General features: G+C 63.8%; 15 protein-coding genes. 8 read left to right on the top strand and 7 right to left on the bottom strand.

Annotation, left to right across the window (positions count from 1 at the left end):
* Position 1: 1 nt before the first annotated feature.
* Both ACTJK6_RS04345 and prfB read right to left on the bottom strand, forming a co-directional pair.
* Positions 2 to 742, bottom strand: a complete 741-nt coding sequence (locus ACTJK6_RS04345) for an SDR family oxidoreductase (protein WP_440838406.1) — start codon at positions 740 to 742, stop codon at positions 2 to 4.
* Between the two features lie 25 nt (positions 743 to 767).
* Positions 768 to 1872, bottom strand: a protein-coding gene (gene prfB, locus ACTJK6_RS04340) for a peptide chain release factor 2 (RefSeq protein WP_139219361.1) whose coding sequence is annotated in 2 segments (ribosomal slippage) — positions 768 to 1790 and positions 1792 to 1872 — 1104 coding nt in all. Because the reading frame shifts where the segments join, the coding sequence is not laid out codon by codon here.
* A gap of 180 nt (positions 1873 to 2052) precedes the next feature.
* On the opposite strand from prfB, the gene pncB reads away from it, so the two are divergent.
* From pncB to rmuC, 5 genes are all read left to right on the top strand, one after another.
* Positions 2053 to 3222 carry a nicotinate phosphoribosyltransferase gene (pncB, locus tag ACTJK6_RS04335; protein ID WP_414561396.1) on the top strand — a complete coding sequence of 390 codons (1170 nt, stop codon included), beginning with the start codon at positions 2053 to 2055 and terminating at the stop codon, positions 3220 to 3222.
* Positions 3223 to 3311: 89 nt separating this feature from the next.
* Complete coding sequence (locus tag ACTJK6_RS04330) at positions 3312 to 4031, top strand: LutC/YkgG family protein (protein WP_440838405.1); 720 nt, start codon at positions 3312 to 3314, stop codon at positions 4029 to 4031.
* A 141-nt stretch (positions 4032 to 4172) separates the two neighbouring features.
* Positions 4173 to 5582 (top strand): sodium:proton antiporter, encoded by a 1410-nt coding sequence (locus ACTJK6_RS04325; RefSeq protein ID WP_440838404.1) that lies wholly within the window; start codon positions 4173 to 4175, stop codon positions 5580 to 5582.
* 19 nt (positions 5583 to 5601) lie between these two features.
* On the top strand, positions 5602 to 6603 hold the full coding sequence (locus tag ACTJK6_RS04320) for a 2-hydroxyacid dehydrogenase (RefSeq protein ID WP_260804256.1): 1002 nt from the start codon (positions 5602 to 5604) through the stop codon (positions 6601 to 6603).
* Between the two features lie 12 nt (positions 6604 to 6615).
* Positions 6616 to 8100 carry a DNA recombination protein RmuC gene (gene rmuC / locus ACTJK6_RS04315; protein WP_440838403.1) on the top strand — a complete coding sequence of 495 codons (1485 nt, stop codon included), beginning with the start codon at positions 6616 to 6618 and terminating at the stop codon, positions 8098 to 8100.
* An 83-nt stretch (positions 8101 to 8183) separates the two neighbouring features.
* On the opposite strand, the gene ACTJK6_RS04310 is transcribed toward rmuC, so the two are convergent.
* From ACTJK6_RS04310 to ACTJK6_RS04290, 5 genes are all read right to left on the bottom strand, one after another.
* Positions 8184 to 8462, bottom strand: coding sequence for a hypothetical protein (locus tag ACTJK6_RS04310; protein WP_004635681.1), 279 nt, complete (start codon positions 8460 to 8462; stop codon positions 8184 to 8186).
* A 151-nt stretch (positions 8463 to 8613) separates the two neighbouring features.
* On the bottom strand, positions 8614 to 9894 hold the full coding sequence (gene moeA / locus ACTJK6_RS04305) for a molybdopterin molybdotransferase MoeA (protein ID WP_414560404.1): 1281 nt from the start codon (positions 9892 to 9894) through the stop codon (positions 8614 to 8616).
* Between the two features lie 33 nt (positions 9895 to 9927).
* A complete protein-coding gene (mobA, locus tag ACTJK6_RS04300; protein ID WP_440838402.1) occupies positions 9928 to 10542 on the bottom strand; it encodes a molybdenum cofactor guanylyltransferase MobA in 615 nt (204 codons plus the stop codon).
* Positions 10543 to 10562: 20 nt separating this feature from the next.
* Positions 10563 to 11684, bottom strand: a complete 1122-nt coding sequence (gene moaA, locus ACTJK6_RS04295; RefSeq protein WP_232042392.1) for a GTP 3',8-cyclase MoaA — start codon at positions 11682 to 11684, stop codon at positions 10563 to 10565.
* A 184-nt stretch (positions 11685 to 11868) separates the two neighbouring features.
* Positions 11869 to 14892: an Rne/Rng family ribonuclease gene (locus ACTJK6_RS04290; RefSeq protein ID WP_260804252.1), complete on the bottom strand. Its 3024-nt coding sequence runs from the start codon at positions 14890 to 14892 to the stop codon at positions 11869 to 11871.
* A 736-nt stretch (positions 14893 to 15628) separates the two neighbouring features.
* Here ACTJK6_RS04290 and ACTJK6_RS04285 point away from each other — a divergent pair.
* The 3 genes from ACTJK6_RS04285 to ACTJK6_RS04275 are packed head-to-tail and all read left to right on the top strand — an operon-like array spanning position 15629 to position 17697.
* Positions 15629 to 16663: an RluA family pseudouridine synthase gene (locus tag ACTJK6_RS04285; protein ID WP_440838779.1), complete on the top strand. Its 1035-nt coding sequence runs from the start codon at positions 15629 to 15631 to the stop codon at positions 16661 to 16663.
* Complete coding sequence (locus tag ACTJK6_RS04280) at positions 16644 to 17303, top strand: HAD-IA family hydrolase (RefSeq protein WP_440838401.1); 660 nt, start codon at positions 16644 to 16646, stop codon at positions 17301 to 17303. Before ACTJK6_RS04285 ends, ACTJK6_RS04280 begins: the two co-directional genes overlap by 20 nt.
* Positions 17296 to 17697, top strand: coding sequence for a Rieske (2Fe-2S) protein (locus ACTJK6_RS04275; protein WP_260804251.1), 402 nt, complete (start codon positions 17296 to 17298; stop codon positions 17695 to 17697). Before ACTJK6_RS04280 ends, ACTJK6_RS04275 begins: the two co-directional genes overlap by 8 nt.

Raw genomic sequence — 17697 nt, 5'->3', positions numbered from 1 at the left:
TTCAGGCGATGTTGCGCAGGTCGACCAGCTCGGTCGCGCCAAAGTCGGGGCGGACGAGGTAGGCGGCGATGCGCGCAGCGGCGTCTTGCGGCGAGACCAGCTCGCCATGCGCGTGCAGATCGCGGAAGCGCTGCACGCCGGCAAAGTCGGCGCCGCGGATGGTGCGTTGCATGTCGGTGTCGATCACGCCCGGGGCAAGCGCCACGGCGCGCACGCTGGCGTCGCCATCGGCGTTGATGGCGCGCACAAACATGTCGAGCCCCGCCTTACCCGTGCAATACGCTGCCCAACCGGCGATCGGCCGGCGTGCTGCGCCCGACGAGACCGCCAGCACGCGGCGCTGCGCGTTCCAGTCGGCGGTGCCTCGCAGCAGGGCAGCGGTCAGCGCCATCGGGCCGGCCAGGTTCAGCTGCAGGTGCGGCAGCAGCGTATCGGCACGCAGCGTGTCGATGGTGCCGATCGGCTCGACCGCGCCGGCGTTGAGCACCAGCGTCACGTTGGCAAAGGCGGGCAGGGCGGCAAGCGTCTTGGTCATCCACGCCTCGGCGGCATGCGCGTCGGACAGGTCGACCTGGTGCCAGTCGAGCGTCACGCCGGCAGCTGCCGCCTGCGCGCGCAATTCGGCGTTATCGCCGCGTGCCACGCAGATCAGGCGGCGACCGGGTTGCATCAGCGCCTGGGCCAGCGCGGCGCCCAGGCCGCGCGAGGCACCGGTCAGGATGAACAGGGACGTGTCGGACATGGCAGTCGCTCAGGTTTGGCTTGGATCAGACGCCCTGTTTCAGGCTCGCCTGAATAAACGGGTCGAGGTCGCCGTCCAGCACCTTCTGCGTGTTGGAGATTTCCACGTTCGTGCGCAGATCCTTGATGCGGCTCTGGTCCAGCACGTAAGAGCGGATCTGATGGCCCCAGCCCACGTCGGTCTTCGCGGCTTCTTGTGCGTCAGCAGCAGCCTGACGCTTGCGCAGCTCGTGCTCGTACAGACGCGACTTCAGCATCGTCATCGCTTCGGCGCGGTTGCGGTGCTGCGAGCGGTCGTTCTGGCATTGCACGACGATGCCGGTCGGGATGTGCGTAATCCGCACGGCCGAATCCGTCTTGTTGATGTGCTGACCGCCCGCGCCCGAAGCGCGATACGTGTCGACACGCAGATCGGCCGGGTTGACCTCGATCTCGATCGAATCATCGACTTCCGGATACACGAAGATCGACGAGAACGACGTATGGCGGCCACCCGCAGAGTCGAACGGCGACTTGCGCACCAGGCGGTGCACGCCGGTTTCGGTGCGCAGGAAGCCAAACGCGTATTCGCCCTCGACCTTGATCGACGCGCTCTTGATGCCGGCTACGTCGCCTTCGGACTCTTCCAGCACTTCGGTCTTGAAGCCCTTGCGCTCGCAGTACTTCAGGTACTGGCGCAGCAGCATCGACGCCCAGTCGCACGCTTCGGTGCCGCCGGCGCCGGCCTGGATGTCGATGAAGCAGTTGGCAGCGTCCATCGGGCCGGAGAACATGCGGCGGAATTCCATGTCTTCGACAATGGCGCGCATGCCCGCGGTGTCAGCCTCGATGGCTTCGATGGTGTCGTCGTCACCCTCCTCGCGGGCCAGCTCGAACAGCTCGGCGCCGCCGGTGAGGTCTTCGTCGAGCTTGGTCAGGGCCAGTACGACGGTTTCAAGCGACTTCTTTTCGCGACCCAGCTCCTGGGCGCGTTTGGGATCGTTCCAGACCTCGGGGTTCTCGAGTTCCTTGTCGACTTCAACTAGACGTTCAGATTTGACGTCGTAGTCAAAGATACCTCCGAAGGTCGTCGGCGCGCGACTTCAGGTCGGCCAACGTGTTCTGGACGGCATTGAGGCGTTCTGCTTCCATGGTGCAAAAATCCGGTCGGAAACCGGAAATTATAGCGGAATCAAGGGGTTTTCCGTCCGGTTGGAACCTCAAAACGGCCATTTTCCGGGCCGTGGACCGGGATTTGTGTGAGTGCCGCAGGCGTACCGCGTGGCTTCGGTTAGCATGACGGCCAGTTCATATGGCTTTTGGCGCCGTCCGATGATCATCCGCTCGCTGCTCGATACCGATCTGTACAAATTCACGATGATGCAGGTGGTGCTGCATCACTTTCCCGGTGCGCACGTTGAATACCGCTTCAAGTGCCGTAACGCGGGCGTCGATCTGGTGCCGTTCATTGACGAGATTCGCGCGGAAATCCGCCACCTGTGCACCCTGCGCTTTACCGATGCCGAGCTCGATTACCTGCGCGGCATGCGCTTCATCAAGAGCGATTTCGTCGATTTTCTCGGCCTGTTCCATCTCAACGAGAAGTACATCGACGTGCGCCCGGCTGCCAGCAACGACGGGCAGATCGAGATCGTCATCGCGGGGCCCTGGCTGCACACGATCATGTTTGAAGTGCCGGTCCTGGCCATCGTCAACGAGGTGTTCTTCAGCCGCACGCAGACGCACCCGCAGTGGGAGGAGGGCAAACGCCGCCTGACCGACAAGCTGGCGTCGCTCAAGCGCCCCGGCCTGGAAGAATGCCGCATTGCCGACTACGGCACCCGCCGCCGCTTCTCACACACCTGGCACGAGCATGTGCTGCTGGAGACACGTGCGCAGCTCGGCGCCCAATACGCGGGCACCAGCAACGTCTACTTCGCCATGAAGCACGGCATGACGCCGCTTGGCACCATGGCGCACGAATACCTGCAGGCCTGTCAGGCACTCGGCCCGCGCCTGCGCGATTCCCAGACCTTTGCGCTGGAAACCTGGGCCAAGGAATATCGCGGCGACCTCGGTATCGCGCTGTCGGATACCTACGGCTTTGACGCCTTTCTGCGCGATTTCGACATGTTCTTCTGCAAGCTCTTCGACGGCGTTCGGCACGATTCCGGCGATCCGTTCGAGTGGGGCGAGCGCATGCTCAAACATTACGAGGACATGCGCGCCGAGCCGAAGTCCAAGGCGCTGATCTTCTCCGACAGTCTCGACATGCCCAAGGTCATCGGCCTGTATGAGCGCTTCCACGGCCGATGCAAGCTGGCGTTTGGCGTGGGGACCAATCTGACAAACGACCTGGGCTACACGCCGCTGCAGATCGTCATCAAGATGGTCCGCTGCAACGGCCAGCCGGTGGCCAAACTGTCGGATGCGCCTGAGAAGACCATGTGCGACGATCCGGCCTACCTCACGTATCTGAAGCAAGTGTTTGGTGTGCAATAAGGCTCACGCCCGCGCCGAATAAGTTTCAACGGCGTAGGCGGATCGTGCTGAAAGCGGCTCGTATAATCGACCGATCTTTCGGAGCCGCCATGGAATCACAACCGGACACCCCCGTCGATCCGCTCGACACCAGCCGCGCACGCGATGCCATCTTTGCGCGCATCCGCAATGCGCAGCATCGTCCCGCGAAACCGACGCAGGGTGAGCGCGACGCCGTGGCGGACTACCTCGCGCGCCATCCTGCCGGCCCGCGCCCGCCAATGCCTGAGGATCTCGCCGCGCATTTCGCTGAGCAGGCACTGAAGATGGCCTCGACGCTGGATACGGTGGACGCGCTATCCGACGTGCCGGGCGCTGTGGCTCGCTATCTGGCCGGCCTTAGCCTCAAGCCTCAGGCGGTGGCCTGGACCACCTTGCAATCGCTGGACTGGGCGGCCGCGGGCATCGACATCGAATTCCGTCCGCCCGTGCGCGAGGCGCAAGCCGATCTGGAACACGGCGATCTCGTTGGCATTACGGGTTGCTTCTGCGCGATTGCCGAGACGGGCTCGCTAATGCTGCTGTCGGGGCCGGAGAACGTCGCCTCCACGGCGCTGCTGCCCGAGACGCATATCGCCGTGGTGCCGCAGTCGCGCATCGTCGCCAATCTGGAAGACGCCTATACGCTGATGCGTGCGGAGCGGGGCGAGCTGCCGCGCGCCACCAACGTCATCAGCGGCCCATCGCGCACGGGCGATATTGAGCAGACCATCGTGCTCGGCGCACACGGCCCGTATCGCGTGCACGTGATTGTGGTGATGGCTGCCTGAGACAGCGTTCGGGGCTCCTTGCTGCATCAAACCTCTGTGGATGTTTGGGGGCCGACAGACCTCTGGCGTTTACACTGGCGTCTTTGTTTGTGTGGCGCGGCCGCATTTGCGGTGTGCGCCCGCGATTAGGAGAACGCCTACGTGAAACGCCTCTGGCCCCTTGTCTTCCTGTTTGTCTGTGGCCTGGCGCGCGCCGCTGAAGTGAGCGGTGCTGAGTTGTATCTGTTATGGGGTGTGCCGTTTGCGGGCATCCTGCTCTCGATTGCCATTGCACCGCTCGTCGTGCCCAAGCTATGGCACGACCATTACGGCAAGATCGCGGCGGCGTGGGCCTTGGCGCTTCTGGTGCCGTTCGGGATCGTGTTCGGCTCTGACGCGGCCATCGCTTCCGTCAATCATGCCGCCCTGGCTGAATACATTCCCTTCATCGCGCTGATCGCCGCTTTGTACGTTGTTGCAGGCGGTATCTGCATTCGCGGCAACCTGCACGCTACGCCAAAGCTCAATACGGGCTTGATCGCGCTTGGCACGGCCCTGGCCAGCATCATGGGGACCACCGGTGCAGCCATGCTTTTGATCCGGCCTTTGCTGCGCGCCAACGAGGCACGCCGGCATCGCGCACACGTCGTCGTGTTCTTCATCTTTCTGGTGGCCAATGCCGGTGGGGCGCTTACGCCGCTGGGCGATCCGCCTCTGTTCCTGGGCTTCTTGCAGGGCGTCGAGTTTTTCTGGACCGCGCAACATCTGTGGCGCCAGACGTTGACGATGTGGGTGCTGCTGCTGGCGATCTTCTTCGTCATCGACAGCTACTTCTATCACACGGGCAAGGAAGAACTGCCCAACATCACTGATGCCACGCCGGATGATGCAGGCCCGTTGCGCTTCGAGGGCAACGTCAACTTTGTGCTGCTGGCGGGCATTCTTGGACTCGTGCTGATGAGCGGGCTGTGGAAGCCCGGCATCGTCTTCTACGTGATGGGCACCGAGGTGCTGTTGCAGAACGTGGTGCGTGACATCGGGTTGGTGGCCATCGCGCTGCTTTCGCTGTGGCTAACCCCGACAAGCGCACGCGCCGGCAATGAGTTCAACTGGGAGCCCATCTTGGAAGTCGCCAAGCTGTTCGCCGGCATCTTCATCACGATCGGGCCGGTGATCGCCATGCTCAAGGCCGGCGTGGACGGCCCGTTCGCGGGCATCGTCCATCTCGTCAACGACAGCGCGGGCCAGCCGAACAACGCGATGTATTTCTGGGCCACGGGGTTGCTGTCTTCGTTCCTCGACAATGCGCCGACGTATCTTGTGTTCTTCAATACCGCCGGCGGCGACGCGCGCATGCTGATGAGCGAGGGCGCCTCCACGCTGGCCGCCATTTCCGCCGCGGCCGTGTTCATGGGCGCCAACACTTACATCGGCAACGCGCCCAACCTGATGGTCAAGGCCATCGCCGAAAGTCGCGGCCTGCGGATGCCGAGCTTCTTTGGGTACATGCTGTGGTCCGTGTGCATTCTCGTGCCGATTTTCGTTCTGATGACCTTCGTCTTCTTCCGCTAACCGAACGTGTGTTGAACGTATGAAACCCGGAATCCTTGTCACCCGCGCGATGTTTCCCGAGGTGCTTGAGCGCTTGCGCGAGACCTTCGACGTGATCGACAACCAGGCGGACGTCGCGTATCCGCCCGAAGCGCTGGCCGAGCGTCTGCAAGGCCGCGTTGGCCTGCTGTCCAATGCCGCCGACACGATCAACGCTGATCTGATCAGCCGCGTGCCGACGCTGCGTGCGGTGTGCAACATGGCCGTCGGCTACAACAACTTTGACCTCGCGGCGATGACGCGTGCAGGCATCCTGGCGACCAACACGCCGGACATCCTGACCGAGACCACCGCCGATTTCGGCTGGGCCTTGCTGATGGCCGCCGCACGCCGCGTGTCCGAATCCGAACGCTGGCTACGTGAGGGGCATTGGAAGCGCTGGACTTACGATGCCTTCCTCGGGGCCGAGGTGTATGGCAGCACGCTGGGCATTCTTGGCATGGGCCGCATTGGCCAGGCGCTGGCGCGGCGTGCAAGCGGCTTCTCGATGCGCGTGATCTATCACAACCGCAGCCGCCTTTCGCCCGAAGTCGAACAGGAGACGCGCGCCACGTACGTCAGCAAGGACGCGCTGCTGAAACAGGCGGATCACCTCGTGCTGGTGCTGCCGTATTCCAAGGAAAGCCACCATGCTATCGGCGCCGCTGAGCTGGCACAGATGAAGCCTACCGCTACGCTGGTCAACCTCGCGCGCGGCGGCATCGTGGATGACGCCGCGTTGGCGCAGGCGCTGGCGGACAAGCGCATCTTCGCGGCCGGCCTAGATGTGTACGAGGGCGAGCCGAAGGTGCATCCGGCGTTGCTGGACGCCGAGCACGTTGCGCTCACGCCGCACATTGCCAGTGCCACCTTGGGCACGCGCCTGGGCATGGCCAATCTGGCGGCCGACAACCTGATCGCTGCGCTCGGCTTCGGCCCGCACGCAGGGCAACCGCCCAACTTGTTGAACCCGGATGCGCTGGCGCAGCGCGCGTCCTCCTGACCGAACGCAGATATGGACTGGCTGGCTTTACTGACGTTGCTGGGCGTGGCCGTGGTGGCTGTGCTGTGTGTGTTGATCTGGCGCGGCGGGTCTCGCCCGGCGGAAAACGATATGTCGCCGATGCTCGCGGCACTGCAAGATGGGCTCATGCGGGAACTCACGCGCGGTAATGAACGCATCGAGCGAGAACTGCGCGGCGAAATTGCCGAGACGGCCCGCATCGGCCGCAGCGACGTCACCCAACAACTGGGGCAATTCCAGCAGGTGCTGGCCACGCAGCTCACCAGTGTCGCCACGCTGCAGAACAACCAGATCGACACGTTCGCGCAGCAGCTCACCAAGCTGACTGAGACGAACACGCAGCAGCTTGAGTCCGTGCGCCAGAACCTGCAGCAGCAAGCCCAGCAGGCACGCGACGAGCAGGGCAACGCGCTGCGCCGCTTTGGCGAGACGATGCAGCAGCAGCTCGCGCAATTGGGTGAGGGCAACGAGCGCCGTCTGGCCGAGGTGCGCGCCACGCTGGAACAGAAGCTCAAGGACATCGAGGCGAACAACGCGACCAAGCTCGACGAGATGCGCCGCACGGTCGACGAAAAGCTGCACGCCACGCTGGAGCAGCGGCTGGGCGAATCGTTCAAGCTGGTGTCGGATCGGCTGGAACAGGTGCATCGCGGTCTGGGCGAAATGCAGGCGCTGGCCCAGGGTGTGGGCGACCTGAAGAAGGTGCTGACCAATGTGAAGACGCGCGGCACCTGGGGCGAAGTTCAGCTTGAGATGCTGCTGGAGCAGATGCTCACGCCCGAGCAGTACGACAAGAACGTCGAAACCGTGCACGGCACCGGCGCGCGCGTGGAATTTGCCATACGCCTGCCCGGCAAAACCGATGCCGATCACGATGCAACGGTCTGGCTGCCGATCGATGCCAAGTTCCCGAAGGAGCAGTACGAACGCCTGCTCGATGCACAGGAACGTGCCGATGCCGAAGGCGCTGCGAGCGCGAGCCGCGAGCTGGAAGTCGCAGTGCGCAAAGAGGCGCAGACCATCCAGGAGAAATACATCGCGCCGCCGGCCACGACCGACTTCGCCATCCTTTTCCTGCCGACCGAGGGTCTCTACGCTGAAGTGCTGCGCCGACCGGGCCTGACGGACGAATTGCAGCGCAAGTTCCGCGTAACGGTGGCGGGTCCGACCACGCTTACGGCCATCCTCAACAGCCTGCAGATGGGCTTCCGAACGCTGGCGCTGGAAAAGCGGTCCAGCGAAGTCTGGCAGGTGCTCGGCGCGGTGAAGAGCGAATTCGGAAAATTTGGCGACGTGCTCGCCGCGACGAAGAAAACGCTGGAGCGGGCCGTCAGCAACATCGAGCAGGCCGAGGTGCGGACGCGCCAGATGAACCGCAAGCTCAAGGCGGTGGAGGCGCTGCCGAGCGATTCCGCGCAGAGCGTGCTGGGGTTGGAAACCACCGTGCCCCAGGACGACGAAACCGAGGCCGAATAAGGCAGCGCCCAGCAGAACGTTGGCATCAGCAAAAGAAAAGGGGCGGATATTTCCGCCCCTTTTCTTGAACCGCGCAGAAGCAATCAGGCTTCTTCCGGCACGTCGCGCAACAGGATCTCGATACCGCCAAAGCGCTCGGCGACCCAGTTGTAGGCATGGCAGGCCAGCCACAGCGCACCAAAACCAACCAAGGCATTGAGGATCAGGCCGCTGAGCACAACAATCGTCGGCAGTTCACCGTAGCGGACGAAGCCGACGAAGAAGAACAGCCCTACGACCGGCAGCGAGAAACAGAGATACACCAGCACCAGCGCGCGTGCGGTGTGGGCCGGGTGAAGATACGCAATCTCCTTGGTCATCATGGCAGTGCTCAAGCTCAAATCCGAAACAATCAAACTGGCGCAGAGTGTAGCGAATCGACCGATGCGCCGATACCCGCAGCCCGCAGGTGACGCAAAAAACCGACAGCATGCCGTGTTGCAGCCAGCGCAAGAGCCGCTGCCGCCACGCCGCTCAGACGAGGCCGTCGAACAGCAGGACCTGCACGGCGTCGCCGGCGTTGACCTGGCCTTGTTCGTGGGCGAGCACGACGAAGCAGTTTGCTTCGCTCATGGAACGCAGCACGCCCGAGCCTTGCTGGCCGGTGAGGCGGACTTCGAGCTGGCCCCTGTCATTCAGGGCGGCGATCGCGCGCTGATATTCCGTGCGGCCCGGGCGCTTGCGGATCGGGGCGGCGCTCACGGCCGGCACCAACGGCGCGCCCGCGTCGGTGGCGCCCATCATGCGCAGCAGCGCGCCGCGCACGAAGTGATAGAACGTCACCATCACTGCCACCGGGTTTCCGGGTAATCCAAAGAGGAACGCGCTGCGGCCATTTGACGCGATGCGCCCGAACGCCATCGGCCGGCCCGGGCGCATGGCGATCTTCCAGAACGTCACGTCACCGAGCTTGGCCATCATCTGTTTGGTGAAGTCTGCTTCGCCGACGGAGACGCCGCCCGACGTGATGATCGCATCGGCATTTTCGGCGGCGGTGCGGAAGGCGGCTTCGAGCGCCGCCGGGTCATCGCGCACGACGCCCATGTCGAGCAGTTCCACCCCCAGGCGCGAGAGCATGCCGTGCAGCGTGTAGCGGTTGGAGTCGTACACGCAGCCGGCGTCGAGCGGTTCACCAATGGAGCGCAGCTCGTCGCCGGTCGAGAAGAACGCCACGCGCAGCTTGCGGCGCACAGAGACTTCGGCGATGCCGAGCGAGGCGAGCAGGCCGATATCGGCAGGGCGCAGCGTACGGCCGGCGGACAGCGCGGCGCTGCCATGCGCGAGATCTTCACCACGCAGACGACGGTTGTCGCCGGCGCGCACGGCATCGCGGGCAAAGCGGACGGTATTGGCATCGCCTTGCGTGAATTCCTGCGGGATGACCGTATCGCAGCCCGTCGGCATGACGGCGCCTGTCATCACGCGCACGGCCTCGCCTGCGCTGGGCACGCCGTCAAAGGCGACGCCCGCGTACGCCGTGCCGATCACGCGCAATGAGACTTCGCCTGCGTCGCCGGCCAGTTCCGCGCTGGCAAAGGCGAAACCGTCCATCGCCGAGTTGTCGTGCGCCGGCACGTCGATGGACGACAGCACGTCTTCGGCCAGCACGCGATCCAGCGCGCTGCGAATGGGCACGCGGGCAACGCCCGTCACCGGCTGGACGAAGTCGCGCATGATGGCTTGCGCTTGCGCGACGGGCAGGGCGTTCGGATCGTAATCGGACAGGCACGAAACGACAGAGGCGAGGGTGGTCATGACGTCGATGAGGGATCGGATGGCGTTGGCGCTCTAGCGGCGCTCGGCCAAATGGTGCAGCTCTTCCAGCGTGTTGATGTTGGCGAAGGCGGTGCTGTCGTCAAACAACACGTCCACCGTCGCGTGGCGCGCGGTCCAGGTTTCGATCTTGCGGCCGCCGCCTTGCAGATAGGCGATCAGGTCGTCGGCCAGCAACGTATCGATCAGACAGAATACCGGCTGCACTTGCCGGCGCGGTTGACCTTGCGCATCCGGCTCCATTGTCACCGGCATGGCGATGCGCGCGTTGGCCTCGTCCATTGCCTGCGAGAGCTTGGCAGCGAGGTCGGTCGGCACGAACGGCGAATCGCAAGGCGCAGTCAGCAGGTAGCGCGTCTGGCATTGTTCCAGCCCGGCCAGGATGCCTGCCAAGGGGCCGGCAAAGTTGGGCACCGAATCCGCCACCACCGGCACGCCAAACGATTCGTACGCGGCGAGGTTGCGATTGGCGTTGACCAGCATGTGGCCTACCTGCGGCGACAGGCGCATCAATGTGTGCATCGCCATTGGCGCGCCGCGAAACGTCTGCAGGCCCTTGTCGACGCCGCCCATGCGGCTGCCCCGGCCGCCGGCCAGGATCAGGCCGGTGATGTCGGATGTTGGAATCATGTCGTTGAACGCTGGCGAATTCAGCCGCCGATGTAGGACATTTCGATGCGCCGGCCGACCGGCTGGGCCTTGCCGCTGGCACGCAGTTCGGAGTAGCGGTCGGTGCGGCCCTGCCAGACCGTGCGGATCGCATTGGAGAGTTCAAGATCGGTCGCGCCGCCGCGCAATAGCGCGCGCAGGTCGAAGCCTTCTGTGGCGAACAGGCACAGATACAGCTTGCCTTCGGTCGATAACCGGGCGCGCGTGCAATCGTGGCAGAACGCCTGTGTCACGCTGGAAATCACGCCGATCTCGCCTGTGCCATCAACGTAGCGCCAGCGCTCGGCCGTCTCGCCGCTGTAGTTGGCCGACACGGGCTCAATCGCAAACTCGGCAGACAGACGCTCGATGACCTCCGCCGACGGCACGACAGAACGCATTTCCCAGTGGTTGGTCGTGCCAACGTCCATGTATTCGATAAAGCGGACGATGATCCCGCTGCCACGGAAGTGGCGCGCCATCGGCACGATCTGGTCATCGTTGTCGCCTTTCTTGACGACCATGTTGACCTTGATCGGTGCCAGGCCGACCTTGTGCGCTACTTCAATGCCATGCAGCACCTCGCCCACCGCAAAATCGACGTCGTTCATGCGGCGGAAAGTCGCATCGTCGATGCCGTCAAGGCTGACCGTCACGCGGCTGAGACCAGCATCCTTGAGCGACTGCGCCTTGCGTGCGAGCAGAGCGCCATTGGTCGTGAGCGTCAGGTCCAGCGGCTTGCCTTCGGCTGTGGTCAGGCGCGCGAGCATTTCGACCAGGCGTTCGATGTCCTTGCGCAGCAGGGGCTCGCCGCCGGTTAGCCGGATCTTCTCGACGCCGTGCTCGATGAACAGCCGCGCCATGCGTTCGATCTCCTCGAACGAGAGCAGCTCGGAATGCCTCAGGAAGCGGTAGTCCTTGTCGAACACGTCTTTCGGCATGCAATAGACGCAGCGGAAGTTGCAGCGGTCCGTCACCGAGATGCGCAGATCGTGCAGCCGGCGGCCGCGCGTGTCCGTCAGCCTGCCCTCTGCCGGGATGAGCACATTGGGCACGCTGGGTACCGTGGCGCGATGGTGCTGACCATCACGCAGATCGTAGAGGGGGATGACGGTTTCGGTCATGGCGTGGTGCGGTGCGTCAATCCACGAAGCGGGGACGGTTCCATCCGATACAGCTTCGAGTGTAGCGCAGCCCCTGTTCCGCGCGGGCGGTGGGGTTTCATACTCGACATATCGCACACAGGAAAAAGGGCGGCCGAAGCCGCCCTCAAGTATTTGCCCCGGCGGTTACCCGCCGGTGTGCTGCTTACTGCTGGTCTGCACCACCCGCCGGGCGATTGGTCTCGACCAGCACCATCGGGCCGTGCTGAACTGGCGGCAGCGGTTTGCGCTCGCGCGGCACACGCGGTGCCGTAACGGTGCGCGCAGCTTCTTCCTGCGAAGCACGCAGCTTCTGACCGTCAGTGTGGACCCATGTCATGCCGGCGTTGTCCAGCACGCTCTGCAGGGTCTCGATCGGCAACGGCGAAGCCTGGGCAATCGTGCTGACCGGAGCCGGCACTTCGGCAAACGCCGTCACGATGGCTTCTTGAGGTGCTGCCACCGTGGCTTCCGGGGCGGGTGCTGCGGTAGCCGTTGCCAGCGCGGGCTCCGTCGGCTGCACTTGCGGCAGGGCCGACACAGGCGCCACGGCTTCCGCAGCATGCACCGGCTCTTGCACCACCGGAGCCGGGTTCTCAACCGGAGCGAACGACGTCGTCTGCACCGGTTCCGTCACGGTCGCGGGCAGTACCGGCTCGGCATGCATTTCGGCGACGGCTTCGTCTGCGCTTTCAGCGCCTTCGTTTTCGCCTTCACCTTCCGCACGGACGCCTTCCGCGCCCTCGCGGTCGCGGCGATAGCGGTTGCGGCCACGGCGGCCACGGCGGCGGCGCTCTTCACCTTCACCGTTGCCTTCCACGCCCGGAGTCACGCCTTCGCCCACGAAGCCTTCTGCCGGAGCCGCGGTGTCCAGCAGCGGTTGCGGCACTTGCGATGCGGAAGTCTGGTCGACCAGAGCTTCGGTGGCCACGGCTGCGGCTTCCTTGGCTTGTTGGTCGCGTTCGCCACGGCTTTCGCGCGGCTCGCGGTTTTCACGTGCCTCGCGCGGTTCACGACCTTCGCGGGCTTCCCGGCCCTCACGCGGCTGGCGCTCGCGACGTTCCTGATTGCGTTCGCGGCGGCCTTGGCCCTGATTCTGGCCCTCGCCACGCACTTCCTGGCCTTGCTGCGGCTGACGGGCTTCTGCCGTCTCGCGAACACCGCCCTCGACCTGGGCCGGTTGACGGTTGCGATCGCGGTTGCCGCGCTGACCGTCACGTTGGCCTTCGCGCTGGACTTGTTGCTGACCTTCGCGGGCTTCGTTGCGCTCACGGCCCTGGCGGTTGCCATCACGGCCGTTCTGGCCCTGACCTTGGCGCTCACCACGTTCGCCGCGCTGGCCACGGCCGCCGCGGTCCTGACGATTGCCACGGCCTTGGCGGTTGCCTTCTTCCGCACGTTGCTTCGGCGTTTCGACGGGCGCGGCCACCACCGGCTCGGCCGGTTTGGCGCCAAACAGCGATTTCAGCCACGAAACAAAACCACCCTGGGCAGGTACCGGAGCCGGAGCCTGCGGTGCCGGAGCAGCTTCAGTACGAGCCGGACGCTCAGCACGCGGCACCGACACGGGCGCCGGTTGGTCCGGCGTGATGCCCTTGACGGCGGCTTCCTGGCGCGGCTTGGCAGCTTCCTTGCGGGTGCTGTACGCGGTGTCGGCTTCCAGTTCCTTGGCGGCCTCTTCGGCCATCTTGTAGCTGGCCTTGTCGTCGTCCAGGCGCGGATCGTCGTGGCGCAGGCGCTCCAGCTTGTAGTGCGGCGTCTCCAGATGCTTGTTCGGGATCAGCAGCACGTTGACTTTGAAGCGCGTCTCGATCAGGTTGATGTCCGGGCGCTTCTCGTTGAGCAGGAACGCAGCCACTTCCACCGGCACTTGGCAGTGGATCGCGGCGGTGTTTTCCTTCATCGCCTCTTCCTGGATGATGCGCAGCACCTGCAGGGCAGACGATTCGGTATCGCGAATGTGGCCCGTGCCGTTACAGCGCGGGCAAGTGACGTGCGAGCCTTCCGACAGCGACGGACGCAGGCGCTGGCGCGACAGCTCCATCAGGCCGAATCGGCTGATCTTGCCCATCTGCACGCGGGCGCGGTCGTGGCGCAGCGCGTCTTTCAGGCGCGTTTCGACGTCCTTCTGGGCCTTGCTCGACTCCATGTCGATGAAGTCGATCACGATCAGACCACCCAAGTCACGCAGGCGGAGCTGGCGAGCGATTTCGTCGGCGGCCTCAAGGTTGGTGCGCGCGGCGGTTTCCTCGATATCGGCGCCCTTGGTGGCACGCGCCGAGTTCACATCAATGGCGACCAGCGCCTCTGTGTGGTCGATCACGATGGCGCCACCCGAGGGCAGCATGACCATGCGCGAGTACGCCGATTCAATCTGGTGTTCGATCTGGAAGCGCGAGAACAGAGGAACGTCGTCGCGGTACTTCTTCACCCGATTCATGTTGTCGGGCATCACCACGCTCATGAAAGCGCGGGCCTGATCGTAGATGTCGTCCGTATCGATCAGGATTTCACCGATATCCGGCTGGAAGTAATCGCGAATCGCGCGGATCACCAGGCTGGATTCGAGATAGATCAACAGCGGGGCCTTGTTGTCGACGGCGGCGCCATCAACGGCCTTCCACAACTGCATCAGGTAGTTCAAGTCCCACTGCAGCTCTTCAGCCGAGCGGCCGATGCCGGCGGTGCGGGCGATGATGCTCATGCCGTCCGGCACTTGCAGTTGCGCCATCGTCTCGCGCAGTTCCTGGCGGTCTTCGCCCTCGATGCGGCGCGACACACCGCCGCCGCGCGGGTTGTTGGGCATCAGCACCAGGTAGCGGCCGGCCAGCGAGATGAACGTGGTCAGGGCTGCGCCCTTGTTGCCGCGTTCTTCCTTTTCAACCTGGACGATCAGTTCCTGGCCTTCGGACAGGGCGTCCTGGATGCGCGCGCCGCGCACGTCCACCCCATCCTTGAAATAGGCGCGGGCGACTTCCTTGAAGGGCAGGAAACCGTGCCGCTCTTCGCCGTAATTGACGAAGCACGCTTCCAGCGACGGCTCGATGCGGGTGATGACACCCTTGTAGATATTGCCCTTGCGCTGTTCGCGGCCGGCGGTTTCGATGTCGATGTCGATCAGTTTCTGACCATCGACAATGGCGACGCGCAGTTCTTCTTGCTGCGTCGCATTGAACAACATGCGTTTCATTGCAACCTCACTCCAATGCCGTGCAAGCACGGCGCTTCATGGAGCACGCGAAGGCGGAGCGGGTGGTCAACGAATTGCCGAGGTGTCGGCCAACAAAAAAGGCGCGACGGGGCACGGGCGAAAGAAATGAGGGCATTCCACGCGTCATCATGGATGGCAGGGCGGAGTCCGCGGACGCGGTTGGCGTCCAGTTGCGCGTCCTGTCACTCGTGCCGCGGGCCCGATGCATGTGCAGGCGGGCCGGCGGCGGCGAGTCGCGTGAAGCGACCACAAAGAGCGAATTGACGGACGGCCTGTCCGGACGAAACCCGCGGCGGGGCAAATCGGGCGGCGTGCTGCTTTTTGGAGTTTTGCCGCCGGACCGCCATGGCAACGCGGTAACCGGATGTTCAGCCGGCCGGCACCAATCTGGTGCGGCAAGGGCTTCTTTCACCAAGCGGGCGCCGTATGGATGACCATGTGGCGCCCGCCTTTGAATTCTGTTCTACCAGCTGCTCGTTCTACGCTGGCCGACGTTGCCGACGTGATCTTTGGTTCACGTCCTGCGCGGTGGGACAGCGGTGCGTGCTGCTTTCGTGCCGATTAGTCGGCCACGTGGTTAGCTTTGTAACACAAGTGGGCGAGAGATCGGCGCGTTCCGGATCGAAACGGTGGCTGTGTACAATACCTGTTGTTTCGTTCCGACCGGCTGTTGCTGGCGCCTTAACGACTGTCCAGCGAGAAAATTATATTGAAAATGAATGAGTTACGCCATCCATTTGATGGCCGCATTCAACAGGCCGGACGTGGCTCACTCGGCGATGCACTCGACGGCAAGTCGGTCGCCTATGTTGAAATCGGCGAGGACGCAGAAGGGCAGCGCATCGATAATTTCTTGATGCGCGTGGCCAAGGGCGTGCCCAAAAGCCATATTTACCGCATCCTGCGTTCCGGCGAGGTGCGCGTTAACAAAGGCCGTATTGACGCGGAATACCGTCTGAAGCTTGGTGATCTGGTCCGCATTCCGCCACTTCGGATCGCCCAGCAGGCCGAAGCCCCGCGCGTGGTCCCGGCGGCCGAATTCAAGATTCTTCACGAAGATACACACCTGTTGGTGATCGATAAGCCCGCCGGGGTGGCCGTTCACGGCGGCTCCGGGGTGGCGTTCGGGGTGATCGAGCAATTGCGCCAATCGCGCCCGGAGGCGAAGTTTCTGGAGTTGGTGCACCGCCTCGACCGCGAAACGTCGGGGGTTTTGCTGCTCGCCAAAAAGCGCTCTGCGCTGGTGGCGCTGCATGAGCAGATCCGTGAAGGCCAGTTGGATAAACGGTACTTTGCGGCCGTGAAAGGCGTCTGGCCCCACAAGCGTCAACATATCAAGTCGCCGCTGCACAAATACACCACGCCGGAAGGCGAGCGCCGCGTGCGCGTGCAGGCCGATGGGCAGGCGTCGCACACGATCTTCAACAAGGTCGGCGTGTTTGGCCCATACACCTTGCTGGAGGCTGAACTGAAGACGGGGCGCACGCACCAGATTCGTGTGCATCTTGCGCATGCCGGTTTTCCGATTTTAGGCGACGACAAGTACGGCGATTTCGGCCTGAACAAGGCGCTGTCACGTGCGAATGCTTCGCCACGACTGGCGCGGATGTTCTTGCATGCGCATCGCCTGCAGCTGACGCATCCGCAAAGCGGTGAAACCGTCACGTTCAATGCGCCGTTGCCCTCCGAGTGCGCCGATTTCCTCAACGCTTTCCAGAGCCCCGATTCCGATGCCGCAGCAGCGCTTTGATCTGATCGTGTTCGATTGGGATGGCACGTTGATGGACTCGACATCGGCCATCACCCGATCGATCCAGCTCGCATGCCGGGATCTTGATCTGCCGGTGCCCGACGATACACGGGCGAGCCACGTGATTGGCCTGGGCCTGCGGGATGCCCTCGAATATGCCGTCCCGACGCTCGATCCTGCCGATTACGGCAAGCTGGCGGACCGGTATCGCTTCCATTACCTCAGCCGAGACGCCCAACTTGTGCTGTTTCCCGGCGTGCGTGAAATGCTGGAGGGACTGCGCAGCCAGAACTATCTGCTGGCTGTGGCGACGGGCAAATCCCGCGTTGGCCTGCAACGTGCGATGGAAGCGACGAATCTGACGGGCGTGTTCGACAACACGCGGTGCGCCGATGAGACGTTCTCCAAGCCGCACCCCGCGATGCTGCTCGAACTGACGCGCGACCTCGGCATGGAGGTCGAGCGCACCGTGATGATTGGCGACACGACGCACGACCTGCAGATGGCCGCCAATGCAGGTGCCGCTGGCGTCGCCGTCACATACGGCGCGCATCCTGCTGATGTGCTGGATTCGCTTACACCGCTGTATAGCGCCAAGTCGGTCCCCGATTTACACAACTGGCTGACGCAACATGCCTGAGATGGCTGAACAGATTCGCGTGTGCGAAAGCGCTGCGCTGGAAGATGGAGGCCTGGGTGTCCGATTTCAGGTGGAGGTGCGCGGACGGCTCATCAGCGCGTTTGTTGTCCGTTATGCGGGCGGCGTTCACGGTTATCTGAACCAATGCGCGCACGTGCCGATGGAAATGGACTGGCAGGAAGGCCAGTTTTTTGAAAGCTCGGGCCTGTATCTAATGTGCGCGACGCATGGCGCCATTTACGAGCCGGATACTGGCCGGTGCGTGGGCGGACCTTGCCGGGGCTCGCATTTGTCCAAGCTTGAGGTGGCTGAGCGCGACGGCGCAGTCTGGTGGCAGCCGGATGCGCTATTCCGTGCGCCCGTGTCCGCGCCGGAACCAACACCTTCTGCCTAG

It is taken from the genome of Ralstonia sp. 22086, from assembly GCF_052045975.1.
Classification (GTDB): Bacteria; Pseudomonadota; Gammaproteobacteria; order Burkholderiales; family Burkholderiaceae; genus Ralstonia; species Ralstonia wenshanensis.
This window is presented reverse-complemented; position numbering and strand designations above follow the sequence as displayed.

What these genes read in the sequence shown, in the direction of transcription:
- ACTJK6_RS04275 (WP_260804251.1), top strand. Translation starts at nt 17,296, where the DNA reads ATGCCTGAGATGGCTGAACAGATTCGCGTGTGCGAAAGCGCTGCGCTG.
- moeA (WP_414560404.1), bottom strand. Translation starts at nt 9,894, where the DNA reads ATGACCACCCTCGCCTCTGTCGTTTCGTGCCTGTCCGATTACGATCCG.
- ACTJK6_RS04290 (WP_260804252.1), bottom strand. Translation starts at nt 14,892, where the DNA reads ATGAAACGCATGTTGTTCAATGCGACGCAGCAAGAAGAACTGCGCGTC.
- ACTJK6_RS04285 (WP_440838779.1), top strand. Translation starts at nt 15,629, where the DNA reads ATGAATGAGTTACGCCATCCATTTGATGGCCGCATTCAACAGGCCGGA.
- ACTJK6_RS04345 (WP_440838406.1), bottom strand. Translation starts at nt 742, where the DNA reads ATGTCCGACACGTCCCTGTTCATCCTGACCGGTGCCTCGCGCGGCCTG.
- rmuC (WP_440838403.1), top strand. Translation starts at nt 6,616, where the DNA reads ATGGACTGGCTGGCTTTACTGACGTTGCTGGGCGTGGCCGTGGTGGCT.
- pncB (WP_414561396.1), top strand. Translation starts at nt 2,053, where the DNA reads ATGATCATCCGCTCGCTGCTCGATACCGATCTGTACAAATTCACGATG.
- ACTJK6_RS04280 (WP_440838401.1), top strand. Translation starts at nt 16,644, where the DNA reads ATGCCGCAGCAGCGCTTTGATCTGATCGTGTTCGATTGGGATGGCACG.
- ACTJK6_RS04330 (WP_440838405.1), top strand. Translation starts at nt 3,312, where the DNA reads ATGGAATCACAACCGGACACCCCCGTCGATCCGCTCGACACCAGCCGC.
- moaA (WP_232042392.1), bottom strand. Translation starts at nt 11,684, where the DNA reads ATGACCGAAACCGTCATCCCCCTCTACGATCTGCGTGATGGTCAGCAC.
- mobA (WP_440838402.1), bottom strand. Translation starts at nt 10,542, where the DNA reads ATGATTCCAACATCCGACATCACCGGCCTGATCCTGGCCGGCGGCCGG.
- ACTJK6_RS04320 (WP_260804256.1), top strand. Translation starts at nt 5,602, where the DNA reads ATGAAACCCGGAATCCTTGTCACCCGCGCGATGTTTCCCGAGGTGCTT.
- ACTJK6_RS04310 (WP_004635681.1), bottom strand. Translation starts at nt 8,462, where the DNA reads ATGATGACCAAGGAGATTGCGTATCTTCACCCGGCCCACACCGCACGC.